Raw genomic sequence first — 17,397 nt, 5'->3', positions numbered from 1 at the left:
CGCGGCGGCTACATCCCGTCGAGCAGGTTGATGCGCAGCACCACCTGCTTGCTCGCGGGCACCACCACCCGCACCTTGCGCTTCACGTCGAGATCCTGGTTCACCAGCGTGAGCGTGTGCGTGCCACTGGGCAGCTCGAAGGGCGCCATCGGCGTCACCCCCAGCGACTTGCCCGCGTAGAGCACCTCGGCCCACGGGTTCACCCGCAGCGACACGGTGCCCGAGGCGTGCTTGCTAGAGCGCGCCGCGCGCTTGGCCTCAGGGGCCCGGGGGGCTTCCGGAGCGGTGGCCTCCTCGGGGGCGTTCTCCTCAGGGGCGGCCTCCTCGGGGGCAGCCTGTGCCTGCGCGGCGGGCGTGGCTGCCGCAACCGCCTCGGGAGGCGGGCTCTGGGGCAGGGCCGCCGTGTCCACCGCCACGGGCGCGGGGGGCGGGGCCTTCGGGTCCACGTGCTCCAGCCTCTGGAGCGACACCCGGGCCGGGGGCGCCACCGCGGGCTCTCGCAGCGCCGGCAGCGTCACGCCCGCGCCCACCAGCAGCGCGGCCACGCCGCCTCCCGCCACGAGCCAGGGAACCCACCGGCGCTTGGCCTGTGGCGGCGCGGGCACGGCGGCCGCGGACGGCTGCGGCGGCAGGGGCACCTCGGCGATGGAGACCGTGAAGTGGGTGGAGAGATCCACGTTCACCCACTGCGCCGAGGTCTGCTGCGGTGCATCGCCCGTCTTCTTCAGCGCCGAGGAGGTGCCCGGGTGGCCCGCGGCACTGCCCACCTGGGAACTCGGGGAGGCGTTGAGCGAGCCGCCGGACTTCGGCCGGGTGCCGACCGCGGAGATGATGTCGGCCTCCTCGCCGAACAGGCCGCGCAGCAGCCCCTTCACCTTGTGCGGCGTCATTCCCCCCTCGCCCAGCGCGTATGCCTCCAGCGCCGTGGCCATGCTCTCGGCGCTCGCGAAGCGCTCCTGCGGGTTGCGCGCGATGGCGCGCAGGGTGATGTCCTCCAGCTCCGGGGCCAGGCCCGGGCGCACGTCCCGGGGCGCCTTGGGCGTGTCCTGGAGGATGGAGCGCACGAGCGCGCCCTCCGAGGGGCCCTGGAACGGACGGCCCCCGGTGAGGAGCTCGTAGAGCACGACGCCCATCGCGTACACGTCCGTGCGCGGATCCGCCTTCTGCCCGCTGAGCTGATCGGGGGACATGTACGCGTACTTGCCCTTCACCGTGCCCGCGTTGGTGGTGGAGATGGAGCTGGAGGCCTTGGCGATGCCAAAGTCCACCATCTTCACCGTGCCGTTGAAGCCGACGAGCACGTTGTCCGGGCTCACGTCCCGGTGGACGATGTTCATCGACTTGCCGGCCTCGTCCGTGAGCGTGTGCGCGTAGTGCAGCCCCTTGAGCGCCTGGGCGCAGATGAACGCCGCCAGGCCCGCGGGCACCTCCAGGTGCCGCTCATCCATGCGCCGCTTGAGCGTGCGCAGGTTCACCCCGTGGATGAACTCCATGGCCAGGAAGTAGGTGCCGGCGTGCTCTCCCAGCTCGAAGATTTGGACGATGTTCGGGTGGGACAGCTCCGCCGCGAGCCGCGCCTCGTTGAGGAACATCTCCACGAACTTCGGATCCCTCCCCAGGTGCGCCAGCATGCGCTTGATGACCACGGTCTTCGCGAAGCCCGCGGGCCCTTCCTGGCGCGCCAGGAACACCTCGCCCATGCCGCCGGTGGCCAGCAGCTTCAGCAGGCGGTACTTGCCGAGTTGGACTTCGGGCGTGGGGACGCCGGCGACGGTGGACATGGGGACTCGGGGGCTTACGGGAAGTACCTGCCACGCAGGTACGTTTCGACCTGCTCGATTTCGGAGTCGTTCAGCGCGCGGGTGAAGACGAGCACCTCGGCGAACTCGGTGGCGGCGAAGGCGTCGGGGGTCAGCTCCTGGCGGCCGCCGAGCATCAGCCCGCCCATGCCCACCGTGCCCGGGTCCCGGTTGGCCGAGGGCGCCTCCTCCGTGCCGTTGGCGCGCACGCGCGAGCTGGGGCCGTTGAACACGGCGGTGACGGAATAGAAGGACCCGGCGGCCTTCTGCAGGTAGGGGCTGGAGAACTTGCTCGCGTAGAGCTGCAGCGCGCCCGGCGGCTCGATGGTGGCCTGGACGCGGGCGCGGTTGGGGCCCACGCCCGGGGGCGCATCCAGCAGTGTCTTGTTCACATCCGTGAGCGGCGAGCGGTAGACGAAGAAGAAGGTGAGCGGCTGCGGCAGCGCGGACGGGAAGGCCGCCGTGCGCAGGTAGTCCCCCGCGCCCAGCGTGTCCCCGTCGAACACCACCGTCGGCAGGCCGTGGAGCCCCCGCGCCTTGAAGAGCGGCTGCCGGTTCTCCTCGGTCTGGGTCAGGGTGTGGGCGTGGCCGGAGAGGTCCGTCCAGGAGGCCACCCGGGCGCCGTCCGCGGGCAGCTCGCCCGTGGGGCCGTTGAGCCGGTCCGCCGAGAAGTGCAGCTCCAGGTTCGAGGGCAGTGAGGCCACGCTCACCACCGCGGAGGCGGAGCGCAAGGGGTCCGCCACGCTCGTGGCCACCACGTGGTAGGTGCCCGTCTGCGCCGGCGCGGTGTACAGCCCGGTGGCGTCGATGGTGCCGCCCGCGGCGCCCTCCCGGACGCTCCAGCTCACCCGCGTGTCGTCCGCGTTGCTCACCGTGGCCGTGAAGCGCCACGTCCCGGAGGGCGTGAGGCTCGCGGACACCGGGTTCACCCGCACCTCGAGGGTGGGGCCCGCGTCCGGGGTGCCCGAATCCGGCGTGCCGCCGTCCGAGGTGCCTCCGTCCGGCGGGGGCGGGACCTCGAAGGGCTGGCACCGCAGCTCCACGCAGATCTGATTGGCGGGGCAGGCGTGCGTGTCGTCACAGCTGCGCCCCTCGGGCTCGGTGAAGTCCACCGAGCACCCAGCCAGCAGCACGCAACCCACGGTGAGAAACAGAAGTTTGTTCATGACACGCAAGGTCCAGGGGGACCGGAGAGGCGGGGCGAGGGCCGGGGGCGAAGCGTACCTCGTGAAGACGGTGGCTCGCCGGCGCTCCCTCACGCTCGCCTGTCAGGGGGGGAAGTAGAGGCTCTTCAGGTAAGCCTCGACGCGGCCCAGGTCCGCGGCGTCGAGGGCACGGCCGTACACGAGCACCTCGGCGAACTCGGTGGCGGCGAAGGCGTCGCTGTTCAGCTCCTGGCGGCCCCCGAGCATCAGGCCCGCCATGCCGGTGGTGCCTGGATCCGCGCTGGAGGAGGGCGCCTCCTCCACGCCGTTGGCGCGCAGGCGCGAGCTCACCCCGTTGAACACGGCGGTGGCGTAATAGAAGGTCCCCGTCACCTTGGCCTTGAAGGGGCTGGAGAACTTGGTGGCGTAGAGCTGCAGGGCCCCCGCGGGCACGGGGGTCACCTGGATGCGGGCCCGGTTGGCGCCCGTGCCCGGGGGCGCGTCCAGCAGGGTCTTGTTCACGCTCACCGGCGGGGCCTTGTAGACGAAGAAGATCGTCACGGGCTGCGCCAGCGCCGGAGCGAGGGCCGCCGTGCGCAGGAAGTCCCCGCTCGTGCTGCTGCCATCGAACGACACGGTGGGCAGGCCGTTGAGGGCGTTGGTCTTGAAGACGGGCTGCCGGGTGGAGTCGGTCTGGGTCAGGTCCCGCCCGTTGCCGGAGAGGTCCACCCAGGAGGCGACCGGGGCGCCCGCCGCGGGCAACGTGCCCTGCAGACCCAGCAGCTCGGAGGCCGCGAAGTGCATCACCAGGCCCTCGGTGGGGAAGGGCCTCACGCGGACGGTGGCCGAGGCGCTCTGCGACGGGTCCGCCACGCTGGTGGCCACCACCTGGAAGGTGCCCGCCGTGGCCGGCGCCGTGTAGCGCCCCGCGGTGTCGATGGTGCCGCCCGTCACGCTCCAGGTCACCGCGGTGTTCGCCGTGCCCGTCACCTCCGCCGTGAAGTCCTTCGTCTCGCCGGTGCCCAGCTGCGCCTCCGTGGGCGCCACCGTCACCGTCACGGTGTCCGCGGCGGTGACGTGCACGGTGGCCGAGGCGCTCTGCGACGGGTCCGCCACGCTGGTGGCCACCACGTGGTAGGTGCCCACCGTGGACGGAGCCGTGTAGAGGCCCGAAGCGTCGAGGGTGCCGCCGCCCGTCTCCGCCACGCTCCAGCTCACCGCCGTGTTGGCCGTGCCCGTCACCGTGGCGGTGAAGGCCTGCGTGCCCCCGGTGCGCAGGTCCACCGACTCCGGGGAGATGCTCACGGAGACGGGCACCAGCTCGGGCTCCACCGTCACGGTGGCGGTGGCCTTCTTCTCCGGATCCGCCACGCTGGTGGCCACCACGTGGAAGGTGCCCCCGGCGGTGGGCGCCGTGTAGAGCCCCGTGGCGTCGATGGTGCCGCCGTTCGCCTCCGTCACGCTCCAGGTCACCGCGGTGTTCGCCGTGCCCGTCACCGTGGCGGTAAAGCGCACGGTGCCCGCGACGTGGATTTGGGTCCTCTCCGGCGAGAGGCTCACCTGGACCGGGGAGGCCGAGGCCTGGACGTGGATGACCGCCGAGCTGCTCCGGGTGGGGTCGCCCACGCTGATGGCCACCACGTGGTAGGTGCCCACCGTGGACGGGGCCGTGTAGAGGCCCGAGGCATCAATCGTTCCCGCCCCCTCCCCTTCCACGACGACCCAGCGCACCGAGGTGTCGTCGAGCCCCTCGACGGTGGCCGTGAAGCGCTGCTGCAGGCCCACGCCGAGGTTCACCGCCCGCGGGCTCACGGAGATGGAGGGGCCCTGCGCGGCGTCCTCGTCTCCCGAACAGCTCAAGAGGAGCGCGGCCACCGCCAAGAAGAGAATCGAGGAGAGTCGAGCCTGGGTCATCGCGAGGGGGAGGCGGCCGAGGCGAACAACGTGAACCGCCAGACACTCTGCATGCCATAGACTCGGCATTCCGGAAAGTGTGGGAACTCCGGAGGAAACCACACACCCCGGCGCCCCGCGGCCACCCCGCATCATTATATAGGGCGAAGGTCCCCCCCCCTGGAGCGGGGACCCCTTCCGGCCCTGCTTACATCCACCTACTAGCGCCGGGCCGTCGTCCCCTTCGGCGTGCGGCCGCGCGTCAGGTGCCCCACCGCCTCGCCCAGCCCGTCCACGGTGAGGTGGAACATGGGGAAGACGCGGGCAATGGTGGCGATGGTGGAGTTGAGCCACAGCCGGGGCGGCTCGGGGTTGAGCCAGGCGCTGCGCTCGAAGTGCTGCGCGAGCTGCATCAGCCACACGAGCCCCTCCAGCCCCTCGGGTGAGTAGCGCCCCTGGGCGTCCGCGCGGATGCTCAGCTCGTACGGGGCCATGAAGGCGTCGCCCACCAGCACCAGCTTGTGGTGCTTGCCCACCTGGCCAATGAGCTCCGGCACCGTGGTGCCGCCGGTCATCTGCGGGGTGGCGTACAGCCGGCCGTACACGCAGTTGTGGAAGTAGTAGGTGCGCAGCTCCTTGAAGTGCGTGGCCCGGCCCGCCGCGCTGAACAGCCGGCTCACCAGCGCCGCGTACGGGTCCATGGAGCCGCCCACGTCCATCAGCAGCACCACGCGCGTGTTGGGCCGGCGCGGCGCCCGCGTCACCACCTCCAGCTCCCCGGCGTTGCTCGCCGTGGCGCGGATGGTCTCGTCCACATCCAGCTCGTCCGGCATCCCCTCGCGCGCGAAGGCCCGGAGCTTGCGCAGCGCCACCTCCATCTGGCGCGTGTCCAGCACCAGGTCATCCCGGTAGCCCTGGTACTTGCGCGCCCCGGCCGAGAAAATCGCCGAGCCCTGGCGCCCGCCGGTGCCGCCCACCCGGAAGCCCGCCTGCGCGTGGCCGCCGTTGCCGAAGGGCGAGGAGCCCCCGGTGCCAATCCACCGGTTGCCCCCATCGTGGCGCTCGCGCTGCTCCTGGAGCCGCTCCTGGAAGAGCTTCTCCAGCGCGGCCGCGTCCAGGGAGTTGAGCAGCGCCTGCTCCTCGGGGGACAGCTCGCGCCGCTCGCGCGCGTCCTTCAGCCAGTCGAGCAGCTCGCGCGTCAGCTCCAGCCCCGCGGACTCCACGCCCTGGAAGTGCGCGAGGAAGGCCTGGTCGAAGGCATCCAGGTGCGCCTCCGAGTGCACCAGGAGCGCGCGCGCCACGTGGTAGAAGCCATCCAGGCTGCTGTCGTGCAGGCCCGCCTTCAGCGCGCCCGCCAGCGCCAGCGCCTCCTGCGTGCCCACGGGCACCCCGCGCCGCCGCAGCTCATAGAGAAAGGGCAGGAACATGGCGTCCGCCTCTCAGGCCCGCGTCTTGCGGCCGCGCCCGAAGGCCTCCGCCACCGCGATGAGGTCCTGCTCCTTCTTCAGGAGCGCGCCCAGGAACGGCAGGTGCTCCTCCAGCTTCAGGCTCTGCACGCCGCTGGCCTTGAGCACCGAAATCCAGTCGATGAGCTCGCTCGTGGAGGGGCGCTTGCGCAGCCGGCTGAAGCCGCGCAGTTCGTAGAACACCTTCAGCGCCTGCTCCGTCAGCGCCTCGTCCAGCCCCGGGTGGTGCACCGCGACGATGCGGCGCATCAGCTCCGTGTCCGGAAAGTCGATGAAGTGGAAGACGCACCGGCGCAGGAACGCATCCGGCAGCTCCTTCTCGTTGTTGCTGGTGATGACGACGACGGGGCGCTGCGTGGCCACCACCTCGTCGTTCGTCTCCTGGATGCGGAAGCGCATCCGGTCCAGCTCGTGGAGCAAGTCGTTGGGGAACTCCAGGTCCGCCTTGTCCACTTCGTCAATGAGCAGCACCACGCGCTCCCGGGAGGCGAACGCCTCGCCCAGCGGCCCCAGGCGGATGTAGCGGCGGATGTCCTTCACGTCCCCATCGCCGAAGCGCGAGTCATACAGGCGCTGCACGGTGTCATAGAGGTAGAGCCCGTCCTGGGCGCGCGTGGTGCTCTTCACGTGCCAGGGGATGAGCCGCAGGCCGAGCGCGCTGGAGATGGCCTCCGCCAGGAGCGTCTTGCCCGTGCCGGGCTCGCCCTTCACCAGCAGGGGGCGCTGCAGCGTCAGCGCGCAGTCCACGGCGGCCTGGAGGCTCTCGCCGGAGAGGTACGTATCGGTTCCACGGAAGCGGGCGGAAAGGGGCGTCGTCATGGTGGCTCCCTCCTTTAACACTCCCCCCCCGGCGGATGCGCGCCTGGACCGTTGGGAAGTGGGCGGCCCACGGGGGGGTGGATTATCACCTGGGCCTCACCGCCTTATGACTCCAGGTATGTCCGAGCCCCCCATCCGCATTCTCAGCTACAACGTCCGCTACTTTGGCCATGCGCTCCGGGGGCTGGCGAGCACTCAAGGCCCCAAGCGACGGGTCTCCGCGGCGCTCGCCGCGTTGGAGCCGCTGCCGGACGTCATCTGCCTCCAGGAGGTGGAGACCTCCTCGTTCCGCAGCTCGGTGGCCGAGCGCCGCAAGGTGCCCGGCGAGACGCAGCTCCAGGCCTTCATGGGCCGCATGGAGGAGATCTTCACCGCGCAGGGCCGCGTCATGCCCTACGACGCGTTCTATTTCCGCGCCCACCATTACAAGGTGTGGGACTTCTCGCTCTACACCACGGGCCTGGCCATCCTGGTGAACCGCAACACCCTGCGCGTGGACCGGCACAACGTGGATGCGCCCGCGCAAATCACCCACCACCACGTGCAGCGGCTCAAGGAGCGCAAGCAGAGCCGCATCTGCGCGCACATGCGCCTGGCGCGCGCCACGGACGGGCGGGCCTTCCACGTCTTCAACACCCACCTGAGCCTGCCCACCCCCTTTGCCCGCGAGTTCTGGGCCACCAAGGACAAGATGGGCTGCGGCGTCAACCAGCTCCACGAGGCGCGCAAGCTGGTGGCGCTCGTGACGGAGCACGCCCAGGGTGAGCCCTTCGTGGTGACGGGGGACTTCAACTCCCCGCCCGCCTCGCCCGTGTTCCGCTACCTGTGTGACGAGGCCCAGCTCACGTGCGCCCAGGCCACCGTGGGGCAGATCAACCCCGCGCTCATCCGGGGCTTTCCCACCGCGGGCTTCATGCACCTGCGCATGCACCTGGACCACCTCTTCTCCGGCAGCGGCGTGCGCTGGCTGGACATGGAGGAGACGCGCCCCTTCGGGGATGTGGGCAGCCGCTTCCATGGGCTGTCGGACCACATGCCGCTCATTGCCCGCTTCACCCTGGAGGGCCCTTCCCAGCAAGCCGTGTGAGCAGGGCCCGGGGGGCTGGATGCCCGGACGGGTGCCGTCCGGATGACGGCTGGGCAACGGGGGCTCGCCCCCGCGTGCCGCTTGCGAGCCAGCCCTCCGCACAGTGGATAACTCTACAGGGAAGAGGGCTGCATGCCCTTCCCGTGCAGCCGCACCGCGTCCGGGGAGCCTCGTGCGGCGGGAGAAGCCAGCGGTGGCGCACATCGAGGCGGATGAGTTCAAGCAGTGGATGGATGCCATGGCCGATGCGCTGCTCGTCTGCGACGGCGTGGAGCACATCCTCTACCTCAACCGGGCGGCGGAGCTGCTGCTGGGCTGGCCGCGCGAGGAGCTGCAGGGACGGTCCTTCTCGGTGCTCGTACCCCCGCGCTTCCAGGCTTGGAAGGAGGGCTCGCTGCTGCGGCACCTGCTGGGCAAGCGCCTGGCGTCTGCGGGCCGCTCCACCCTGGTGCCCCTGCGCCACCGCACCGGCGCCGAGCTGGCCCTGGAGGCGGTGGTGAGCCACACGGGGGAGGAGGCCCCCGAGCGCGTCATCCTCACGCTGCGCCACCTGCCGGAAGTCCCGGACGCCACCGCCGAGCCGCTGGAGCTGGGCCTGGCCCCCTACCCGTGGCAGCACGCCCACCAGGGGCTCGCGCACGCGCCCACGCTCGCCGAGCGCCTCTACCAGCTCATCGTCGAGAACGCGCCGCTGGGCCTGTTCCACTTTGGCAACCCGCCCTTCCTCATCGCGTGCAATGACCAGTTCGCCGGGCTGCTCGGCTCCACCCGGCAGCAGCTCCTGGGGCTGAACCTGCTCACCCTGCGGGACATGCGCGTGGTGGACTGCATCCGCGTCACGCTCCAGGGCCAGCACACCCGCTACGAGGGCAACTACGTCTCCACCACCACGGGCACGTGCACCCCGCTCCGGGCCCACTTCGCCCCCTTTCGCGACGAGCAGGGGCGGGTGGTAGGCGGGGTGGGCATCGTCGAGGACATCACCACCCAGCGCCGCATGGAGCAGGAGCGCGACACCCAGCTGGCCCTGGCCAGCACCCTGCTGCGCGCCGCCCCCGTGGGCATGGCCTTCTACGACACGCGCCTGCGCTTCGTGCACATCAACGACTTGCTGGCCTCGGTCACCGGCCAGCCCCCGGAGGCCTACATCGGGCATACCCTGCCGGAGATGCTCGGCCCCCCGGGGATTCAGCTGGAGCAGTTCCTGCGCCATGTGATGGAGACGGGCCAGCCCCTGGAGCGGCTCGAGGTGAGCGCCCGGGACATGGGGCTCCTGGGCACCTGGGAGCACTGCACCGTCAGCATGTACCCGGTGCGCGCCCCGGACGGGCGGGTTCTCGGCCTCGGCTCGGTGGTGGAGGACACCACGGGGGCCAAGCACGCCGAGCAGGAGCGGCTGCGCCTGCTGCGCGAGGCCCAGGAGGCCGTGCGCGTGCGCGATGACTTCCTCACCATCGCCTCGCACGAGCTGAAGACGCCGCTCACGCCCCTGTCCCTGCGCCTGGCCACCCTGGAGCGGAAGCTGGAGCGCGGCGAGCCGCTGGATGCCTCCTCGCTCCAGCAGGCGCGCGGGCACCTCGTGCGGCTGACCACCCTCATCAACGACTTGCTGGACTCCTCACGCATCGAGTCCGGGGGGCTGGCACTCCACCCCCAGCCCACACGGCTGGATGTGCTCATCGAGCACGTCATCCGCGTCACCGAGTCCTTCCGCGAGGCCGGCAACCGCATCGCCTTCCACGTGCCCGTGCGCCCCATCGAGGTGATGGGGGACCCGTACCGGCTGGAGCAGGTCATCGCCAACCTCCTGGAGAACGCCCTGAAGTACAGCCCGGACGGCGGCACCATCCACGTCTCCCTGGAGGCCCGGGGCGAGGTGGTGCTGATGACGGTGTCCGACCCGGGCATCGGCATCCCCTCGGACCAGCAGAAGCACCTGTTCGAGCGCCACTTCCGGGCGCGCAACGTCTCCACCCACTCCTACGGCGGCCTGGGGCTGGGGCTCTACATCTGCCGAGACATCGTCGCCCGCCACGGCGGCAGCATCTGGGTGGAGAGCGAGGTGGGCCGGGGCTCGACGTTCTATGTGGCCTTGCCAACACTGCAGGCCTCGCGCGCCCTCACCGGGCCCACCCCGGAGCCCCAGGTGCACTGAAACTCTTGCAGAGCCGTCTGCAAAAAAGTCAGGCCGAGCGTCCACCGGTGATCGCTCCCCGGCAGCAACCGCCCGCAACCCCACGGTTCCAGCGCTGGCACGTTCGCTGCTTAGAAGGGAGCCGAGAGGAATGGAGGCTCGAACACGATGGATACGCTGACGATGGATTCTCCCACCCTGACCCGCGAGAAGGATGGCTGGCTCATTCGCGTGAAGCTCGCCGGACGCGTGCAGGAAGTGCGCTGCGCCACGGAGAACCAGGCGCGCTACTTCGCGGCCATGCTCGCCATGAACCCGCTGAAGCCCACGCGCTTCCGCAACTGAAGCCTCACCGCACGCACGGCGCGAACCTGGGCAGGGCCCGCCTTAGCGGTTGAGGCGGACGATCTCCTCGTTGAGGAGGCCGGCGAAGCACACCCAGCCCAGGTAAGGCGCCACGAGCACCGCGGCGGTATGGTCCACCTTCCGCGCGGCGGCCAGGTAGGCCCCCACGGAGAGGCTCAGCGCGGTGACATCCACCAGGGCACTGCGCAGCCGCCGCCGGCCGAAGAAGAGCCAGGACCAGGCGGCGTTGAAGCCAAGCTGCACGGCCCACAGGCTCAAGGCCCGGGAGCGGGCCACGCCCGCGGGCCCATTCCACACCCGCCACCCCGACACGGCGATGAGGCCGTAGAGCACCGTCCACACCGGGCCGAACACGCCGCGGGGGGGCTGGAACGGGGGCTTCTTCAACGTCTGGTACCACCCCTGGGTGGCCCCGTTCGTCGCCAGGGCCCCCGCGATGGCCGCGCCCGCGCTCAGGGCGCTGAACACGGCCAGGGCCGCGGTGGACTCCGCCTTCAGGGAGGGGCTCTTCAACGCCAGGGTGTCTGTCTGCATGGTTGAGCCTCGCTCCCGTGAAGGTAACTCCGCGTGGGGCTTTAGAACGCCGGGGCGCTGGCCTCGGACCACACGCCCGCCTCGCCGGTGACGCCGGCCGCGTGCCAGCGGCGCACCAACAGCAGGTGCTCGGCCTCCGCGTCCAGCGCCACCTGGAACTGGTCGGCGATGGCGTCCTGGCCCAGCCCGCGCGCCAGCTCGATGAGCAGCTCCCAGCCGGCGTTGTCCGTCAGCTCCGCCACCAGCAGCGCCTCCAGGGACTGGACGAGGTTGGTGCGCGGGTCGGCCAGCACCTCGGGAACGCCCTTGGACGTCACCGCGATGAGGTCCGCCGAGGGCGTCATCGCCGTGGGGTCCGCGCCGAGCGTCTCCATCGTCTCGCGGATGAGCGCGAAGTGGCTCAGCTCATCGCGGTAGATGCTCTCGAGCTGCTCGCGCGAGGGCCCGCCGGGCCAGGTGCCATGCAGGTCGAACTTGGCCAGGGCCCCCTCGTAGAGCCGCACCCCCGAGCGCTCGAAGGCCAGGCGCTCGCCCAGCTTGTCGATGAACACGGTGGACTTGTTGCCCTTGAGGAAGTCCTTGGTGGTCGTCAACAGGCCCTTGAAGGTCGCCGGCACGGGCACCGAGCCCACGTTGGGGCTCTCCACCGAGTAGGCGGCGCGCACCGCGAGGATGCCGCTGCCATCGCCCGGGCTGCTGGGGATGCCCTCCTGCGCCCCCTGGATGGCCTCCTCGGTCTCGATGGGCGAGGTTTGAATGCCGGTACGGTTGAAGCCCACGTCACTGGAAGTCGTCTTCATTACTGGATCCTCCCGGCCTTCCCATCGGCCGTGACATCGATGCGCTTGACCAGCTCGGTGCCCGGAGACCACTGATAGCCCGCCGCGGCCGTCTCCGAGGGCGAGCCCTCCGAGTTGAGCTGCTGCGCCACGAGCGTGGAGCGGTGGTTGGGCGGCAGCTCCGCCTTGTCCACGTACTCGGTGCCGTTGGAGCGCAGGTCCACTTCCTGGTTGAGCACGCGCCGCACGAACTCGCGGTGGCTTTTGAACGCGATGGGCTCGGGCAGCGTGGCGGGCAGCACCTCGGCGGGATCCCTGCCTTCGATTTCCTTGAAGAGCTCCATCACGTAGTGCAGCTGGCCCAGCTCGTAGGCCAGGAACCGCTCCCAGATGCCCTTGATGCGCGTGTTGCCCTCGTACGCCAGGCACGACTGGTAGCAATAGACTTCCATGACTTCGTGCAGGAGCCACTTCTCCAGCAGCGACTCGGTGGGGTCACACAGCGACTCGTACTGGGTGACGTGCTGCTCCTCGATGGAGGCGATCTCCGCGTAGAGCTGCCGGGCCACGGGGTCCGTGAACATGGGGCCCACGGTCATGTAGTAGTCGTGCGTCTGGTGCTCGGCGGCGGTGATGAGCGCCGCGTGAATCTTCGACAGCGGCGCGGCCGTGCGCCGGTCATAGGGCCTGCGCAGGTCATCGAGCGGGTGGCGGTGCTCGACCACGGTGGGCCGGCCCGGGCGGATGTCCGAGTAGGACTGGATGAGGTTGTTGGGATCCTTGCCCTCCAGCCGGTCATAGAGCGCCGAGTAGCGGTACAGGTGGTCGAAGTCCTCCAGCATGCCGAAGCGGTAGGTGGCCGCCAGGTACGGGTCGGGCTCCTTGAGGGCCACGCTCGCCGTCACCTCGATGGCCACCTGCTCGAAGCCGATGGTGGTCTCGATGGCGCTCTGGTCCGGCGGGTTGAGCCAGTTGATGAGCGTCTGCTGGTGGTGCTCCACGCGGCGCACGAGCGCAAGCGCCTCGCGCAGCCGGCCGTTGAACCGGGCCGCCGCATGCTGGAAGCGCACCGCCTCGGACTCAATGCCGTTCATGAGGATGACGCGCACGCGCGTGAAGGCATCGTCATCCAGCTTGCTGTAAGGGCGCTGCACGAGGTCCTTCCAGGTGAAGACCTGGCGGTCCAACGGCACACCCTTTTCTTTGAAAAGATCCAAGGCCACGGCGGACTCCTTCAAGGGGATGGAATGCTGAATCGGGCCTTAAGTTCGGGCGTGTCCCCCAGGCCGACAATCTTGTACCCGACGCCGATTACCCCCCACGGGGAGCCACGGGCGCTTGTCTGGCCGGCTGCTCCTGGGCGGGCTACCAGCGCACGCGCATGCTCGACAGCAGGCCGCCCTCGGAGAGGACGCCGGGGCTGATGACGCCCGTGCGGATGCCACACTCCTCGAAGAGGATGCGCAGCGCGCCCTCCCAGGCCGCCCACGAGGCGGGGCCCTTGGGGTGCTTGGAGCGGATCTGCACGGTGCCCGAGCGCGCCCCGTCCGCCAGGAAGTGGAACTCCAGCTCCTGGAAGAAGGGCCGGAAGATGGACTCCAGGTGGTGGAAGAGCGCCGCCGGGCCGTGGCCGTAGCGCGAGAACATCGTCTGCATCAGGGGCTTGAGAAAGCGCCCCATGGTGATGCTCATCGCCGCGTAGCCCAGCTGCCTCAGCCCCTCCTGGCCCTGGAGCCGCTGCACCGCGTTGAAGAGCAGCGGCAGCTCATCCCCGTCCAGCCAGGCAGTGGAAGGCGGCGGCGCATCCATGAGGCGCTGCACGTGGGGGGGCACCATGGTGCGCACCACCGAGCGGAGCCCCAGGGTGTCCAGGCCGCTGAGGCAGGCCTTGAAAAGGCTGCCGGAGAACTGCTCCTTGCCCTGCTTCTCGAACGCCACGCCGCCCTCGCTCGATGGTCTCCCGGGAGAAGTGTACCCACCGCGCGGCGTCCGCGCCGCCCCTTCACCCCGGGGGGCAGAGGGTTCAGCGCGAAATGGCCTGGCTGAGCGCCCGGTGCACCGACTCCAGCGCCTTGCGCGCCTCGAGCAGCTCGGCGCGCTCGGCGGTGAGCGAGGCCACCTGCTGTGCGAGCACGTCGCGCTCCCCCTGGAGCGTCTCCACGGCGCGGCTCAGGCGGCTCGTCTCGTCGCGGGCGCCCTCCAGCTCCGTGGCCAGCCGCTCCTCCTCGGCGAGGCTGTCGGTGAGGGCCTTCTTGCCCTGGCTCACCTGGGCCTCCAGCGAGTCGCGCTCCTGCGCGGCGGCCTGCAGCGCCTGGCGGGCCTCCTGCAGGGACAGGAGCGCCTCGTCGCGCTCGCCCTCCAGGGCGGCCAGCTCGCGCTCCAGGTCGCTCAGGAGCTTCACCCGGGCCTCCATCTCCGAGGAGAGCCTTCGCGCCTCGTCCATGCGCAGGCGCGCCTCCTCGGTGGCCTTCTCCGACTGGCGCCGCGTCACCTCCAGCTCCTGCGTGAGCGACAGGTTGAGCGCCTTCAGCCGGTTGAGCTCGCCCTGCAGGGAGTTGATGCGCTCCACGGCGCGCTGGCCCGCCTCGGCCACGGAGGCCGGCAGGGGCTCGGGGCGCGGGTTCTCGCGCACCGCCTTGAGGCGCTCCTTGAGCCGCTCGCGGCGGGCATCCGTGTCCATCTCCTCGGTGGGCGTCTGGATTTCCACCTCGGTGGGGGGCGCATCGGCGTGGGCCATGGGAGACACCGCCACGGGGGAAGAGGACAGCGCGGAGACGGACACGGGCTCCGGCTCCATGGCGGTGACGCGCGGGGATGCCTCCGCGCTGGGCGCCGGGGCCTGTGCGCCGAACACCTCGCTGTGCAGGGCGGCCATGGCCTGAGCCTCCTGCACGGACAGGGGGGCGCGCAAGGCGGCGCTCACGGCCTCCGAGGCGGTGGGGCGCGGGGCCCGGGCGCGCTCGATGCGGGCGCGCACCTCGGCGGACAGGTCCGGGGCGGGGGCCGGCTCGGCGGCGAACGCCTCGGGCTCGTGCGAGGCCTCGGCGTCGGCCGCGCCCTCCGCGGTCTCCAGGACGCCCGTCAGCGCGCCGAGGCGGACCCGGGGCTTGGCGCGGGACACATTCTGTTCGAAGGCTTTCTTCATGAGCGGAACAAGGGGGCGGAGGAGAAGGGAGAAGGGTCAGCCAGCGCGCGTGGCCTCGGCGCCGCGGGCCGCCGCGGCAGCCACCATGCGCGGCAGCACGTTGTCAATCATGGCCTGGATGTCGGTGGCGCCCTTGGAGCCCGGGTCCGCGACGAACACGGGGCGGCCCTCGCTGGCGGCCTGGGCGAACTTGGTGCACTGCCGGATGATGGTGGGCAGCAGGTACTCGGGGTAGTGCGTCTGGAGCGCCTCCAGCGCCTCCTTGGCCAGCTTGAAGGTGGCGTTGAAGGAGTTCACCACGATGAACACGTGGTCCAACACGTGGTTCAGGTCCTCCTCCAGGCTCTGCACCGTCTCGAACAGCAGCTTCAGGCCGTGGAAGGACAGGAAGTCGGCGAGCACCGGGACGAACAGGTCCGAGGCGGCCATGAGCGCGTTCAGGTTGAGCAGGCCGAAGGACGGGGGCGCGTCGAAGACGACGACGTCGTAGCGGCTCTCCACTTCCTTGAGCGCGTTGCGCAGCTTGAACTCACGGCCGGCCATGGGCATCAGCGCCAGGTCCACCGTGGACATGCTCAGGTTGGAGGGGATGAAGTCCAGGTTGGGCAGGGTGGACTTCTGAATCACCTGGGACAGGGGCGCCTTGCGCACCAGCACGTCCTGGAGCGTCTTCTCGTAGTCCTCGCCCTCGTAGCCCAGGCACTTGGTGGAGTGGCCCTGGCTGTCCAGGTCGATGAGCAGCACCGCGTAGCCCAGCTCCGCCAGGCGCCACGCATAGGAGGTGGACAGGGACGTTTTTCCCGTGCCGCCCTTGAAGTTGAGGAACAGCTGGCGCCGGTGGCCGATGGGGGCGGGGAACTTCTGGAGCGTGGTGCGCAGCTCCCACACATCGTCGGGGGTATAGGCGTCTTTCTTCAACGCCCCGGAGAGCTCCTTGGGCGTCACGCCGAGCATCTCGGCTACCTGCTTGGCGCTGTAGGTTGGAGCTTCCATCAAGAACCCTTCATCCCTGGAACCTGCGGGGGCCTACCTTGCCTCAAGCGGCGAAGTATTTGTGGCCCCTCCGCACCACTGCTCCCCGGGCCACCAGGAGGGTGAGCGCCTCCTGGGCCAACTCCACGGGAGCCGATAGCATGGATGCCAGCTCGCCGAACGAACGTCCTCGGATAGCGGTTCGAATGTCCTCCATCAGCGGCGCGCAGAGCACCTCCACGGGGGAGGGGCCCGCCGACCGGTTCACTGCCGGACGGGGCGCGGCCGAGCCCTGAGGCGCGGAGCCCATCACCGCCAGTGCGGCCCGGACGGGGCCGGTGCGCTCGGCGGCCACGGCGGGCCCCTCCCGGGAGGGGCGTGCGGGCGCGGGCCGGACGGCGGGCTCCGGGGCCGGGGTGGGAGGGACCACCACCTTGGGGGCGCTGGGCACCGGGGCCCGGGACACGGGGGCCGGGGGCGGCTCGGGGGCCACGGGCCGGGGCAGAGGCCGCGCGCTCAGCGGGGTCTTCACGGGGTGGGAGGGGAGCAGGGCCAGGCGGCGAATCTCCCGGCGGCGCTGGGGCTCGTCGAGCTCCACCACGGCGGAGACATCCTGGCCGAGGATGCGCGAGAGGCTCTGGGCGGCGGACTTGCGCACGCGGCGGTCGGCATCCAGGAGCGCGTCCAGCAGCAGCAGCCGGGCGCCCTCGCCGCTGCCGGCGCCCAGGGCCAGGGCGGCGAGGCTGCGCACCTCGGGGTCCGTGTCGTGAATGGCCTCCTCGCCGAGCCGGTGCGCGGCCTCCCCCTCCAGGCCCAGCGCCAGCAGCGAGGCGCGGCGGCGCACGGCCCGGTCGGGGTCCTTCATGGCCTGGGCCAGGTGGGGCGCGGCATCCTTCGGGGCCAGGGAGAGCAGGGCCTTGAGCGAGGCGATGCGCACCTCGGCCACGGGCGAGGCCAGGAGCGGCGAGACGACGGAGGCGCCCTGCTCACGGCACAGGCCGGCGAAGGCCTGGAGCAGCACCACCTGCGCGCCGGGGTCCGTCTCCGCGTGGAGCGCGGTGGCCAGGGCGGGCGCGGCGGCCGTCTGCCCCAGGGCCTTGAGGCGCTCGGCGGCGCGGATGCGGGCCGCGGGGTCCGATGCGGACAGCTCGCGCACGGAGAAGCCGAACAGCGTCTCGCCGGAGCGCCGCGGCACCATGCTGGGGCTGTTCTCCCCCTCGGGCAAAGCCCACCTGGAGATGGAGATCGACGCCGAGGG

The 17,397-nt window shown here is 70.9% G+C and carries 15 protein-coding genes; 3 read left to right on the top strand and 12 right to left on the bottom strand.

Features of this window, described 5'->3' with window-relative positions; all coding sequences use genetic code 11:
* Positions 1-8 precede the first annotated feature (8 nt).
* From KY661_RS00075 to KY661_RS00055, 5 genes are all read right to left on the bottom strand, one after another.
* A complete protein-coding gene (locus KY661_RS00075; RefSeq protein WP_225408225.1) occupies positions 9-1,781 on the bottom strand; it encodes a serine/threonine-protein kinase in 1,773 nt (590 codons plus the stop codon).
* Between the two features lie 14 nt (positions 1,782-1,795).
* Positions 1,796-2,965: an Ig-like domain-containing protein gene (locus KY661_RS00070; protein WP_225408224.1), complete on the bottom strand. Its 1,170-nt coding sequence runs from the start codon at positions 2,963-2,965 to the stop codon at positions 1,796-1,798.
* A gap of 102 nt (positions 2,966-3,067) precedes the next feature.
* Positions 3,068-4,858, bottom strand: a complete 1,791-nt coding sequence (locus KY661_RS00065; RefSeq protein WP_225408223.1) for a hypothetical protein — start codon at positions 4,856-4,858, stop codon at positions 3,068-3,070.
* Between the two features lie 200 nt (positions 4,859-5,058).
* Positions 5,059-6,264, bottom strand: coding sequence for a vWA domain-containing protein (locus tag KY661_RS00060; protein WP_225408222.1), 1,206 nt, complete (start codon positions 6,262-6,264; stop codon positions 5,059-5,061).
* 12 nt (positions 6,265-6,276) lie between these two features.
* Positions 6,277-7,122 carry an AAA family ATPase gene (locus KY661_RS00055; protein WP_225408221.1) on the bottom strand — a complete coding sequence of 282 codons (846 nt, stop codon included), beginning with the start codon at positions 7,120-7,122 and terminating at the stop codon, positions 6,277-6,279.
* A 118-nt stretch (positions 7,123-7,240) separates the two neighbouring features.
* Here KY661_RS00055 and KY661_RS00050 point away from each other — a divergent pair, with 118 nt between their 5' ends.
* From KY661_RS00050 to KY661_RS00040, 3 genes are all read left to right on the top strand, one after another.
* Positions 7,241-8,209, top strand: a complete 969-nt coding sequence (locus KY661_RS00050; RefSeq protein WP_225408220.1) for an endonuclease/exonuclease/phosphatase family protein — start codon at positions 7,241-7,243, stop codon at positions 8,207-8,209.
* A 229-nt stretch (positions 8,210-8,438) separates the two neighbouring features.
* Positions 8,439-10,364 carry a PAS domain-containing sensor histidine kinase gene (locus tag KY661_RS00045; RefSeq protein WP_263436631.1) on the top strand — a complete coding sequence of 642 codons (1,926 nt, stop codon included), beginning with the start codon at positions 8,439-8,441 and terminating at the stop codon, positions 10,362-10,364.
* Between the two features lie 162 nt (positions 10,365-10,526).
* Entirely contained in the window at positions 10,527-10,688 is a 162-nt protein-coding gene (locus KY661_RS00040; protein WP_177233792.1) for a hypothetical protein, read from the top strand.
* Positions 10,689-10,730: 42 nt separating this feature from the next.
* On the opposite strand, the gene KY661_RS00035 is transcribed toward KY661_RS00040, so the two are convergent.
* The 7 genes from KY661_RS00035 to KY661_RS00005 form a co-directional block, all read right to left on the bottom strand.
* On the bottom strand, positions 10,731-11,243 hold the full coding sequence (locus tag KY661_RS00035) for a TspO/MBR family protein (protein ID WP_225408218.1): 513 nt from the start codon (positions 11,241-11,243) through the stop codon (positions 10,731-10,733).
* Positions 11,244-11,284: 41 nt separating this feature from the next.
* Positions 11,285-12,043 carry a ferritin-like domain-containing protein gene (locus KY661_RS00030; protein ID WP_225408217.1) on the bottom strand — a complete coding sequence of 253 codons (759 nt, stop codon included), beginning with the start codon at positions 12,041-12,043 and terminating at the stop codon, positions 11,285-11,287.
* Positions 12,043-13,245 carry a hypothetical protein gene (locus tag KY661_RS00025; RefSeq protein ID WP_225408216.1) on the bottom strand — a complete coding sequence of 401 codons (1,203 nt, stop codon included), beginning with the start codon at positions 13,243-13,245 and terminating at the stop codon, positions 12,043-12,045. Before KY661_RS00025 ends, KY661_RS00030 begins: the two co-directional genes overlap by 1 nt.
* Before the next feature lie 142 nt (positions 13,246-13,387).
* A complete protein-coding gene (locus tag KY661_RS00020) occupies positions 13,388-13,960 on the bottom strand; it encodes a hypothetical protein (RefSeq protein ID WP_225408215.1) in 573 nt (190 codons plus the stop codon).
* An 85-nt stretch (positions 13,961-14,045) separates the two neighbouring features.
* On the bottom strand, positions 14,046-15,167 hold the full coding sequence (locus KY661_RS00015; protein WP_225408214.1) for an extensin-like protein: 1,122 nt from the start codon (positions 15,165-15,167) through the stop codon (positions 14,046-14,048).
* 36 nt (positions 15,168-15,203) lie between these two features.
* Complete coding sequence (locus tag KY661_RS00010; RefSeq protein ID WP_225409155.1) at positions 15,204-16,160, bottom strand: ParA family protein; 957 nt, start codon at positions 16,158-16,160, stop codon at positions 15,204-15,206.
* 43 nt (positions 16,161-16,203) lie between these two features.
* A partial coding sequence (locus KY661_RS00005; protein WP_225408213.1) for a HEAT repeat domain-containing protein occupies positions 16,204-17,397 on the bottom strand: 1,194 nt, incomplete at its 5' end.

The organism is Allostigmatella hybrida, assembly GCF_020103775.1.
GTDB lineage: Bacteria > Myxococcota > Myxococcia > Myxococcales > Myxococcaceae > Hyalangium > Hyalangium aurantiaca.
This window is presented reverse-complemented; position numbering and strand designations above follow the sequence as displayed.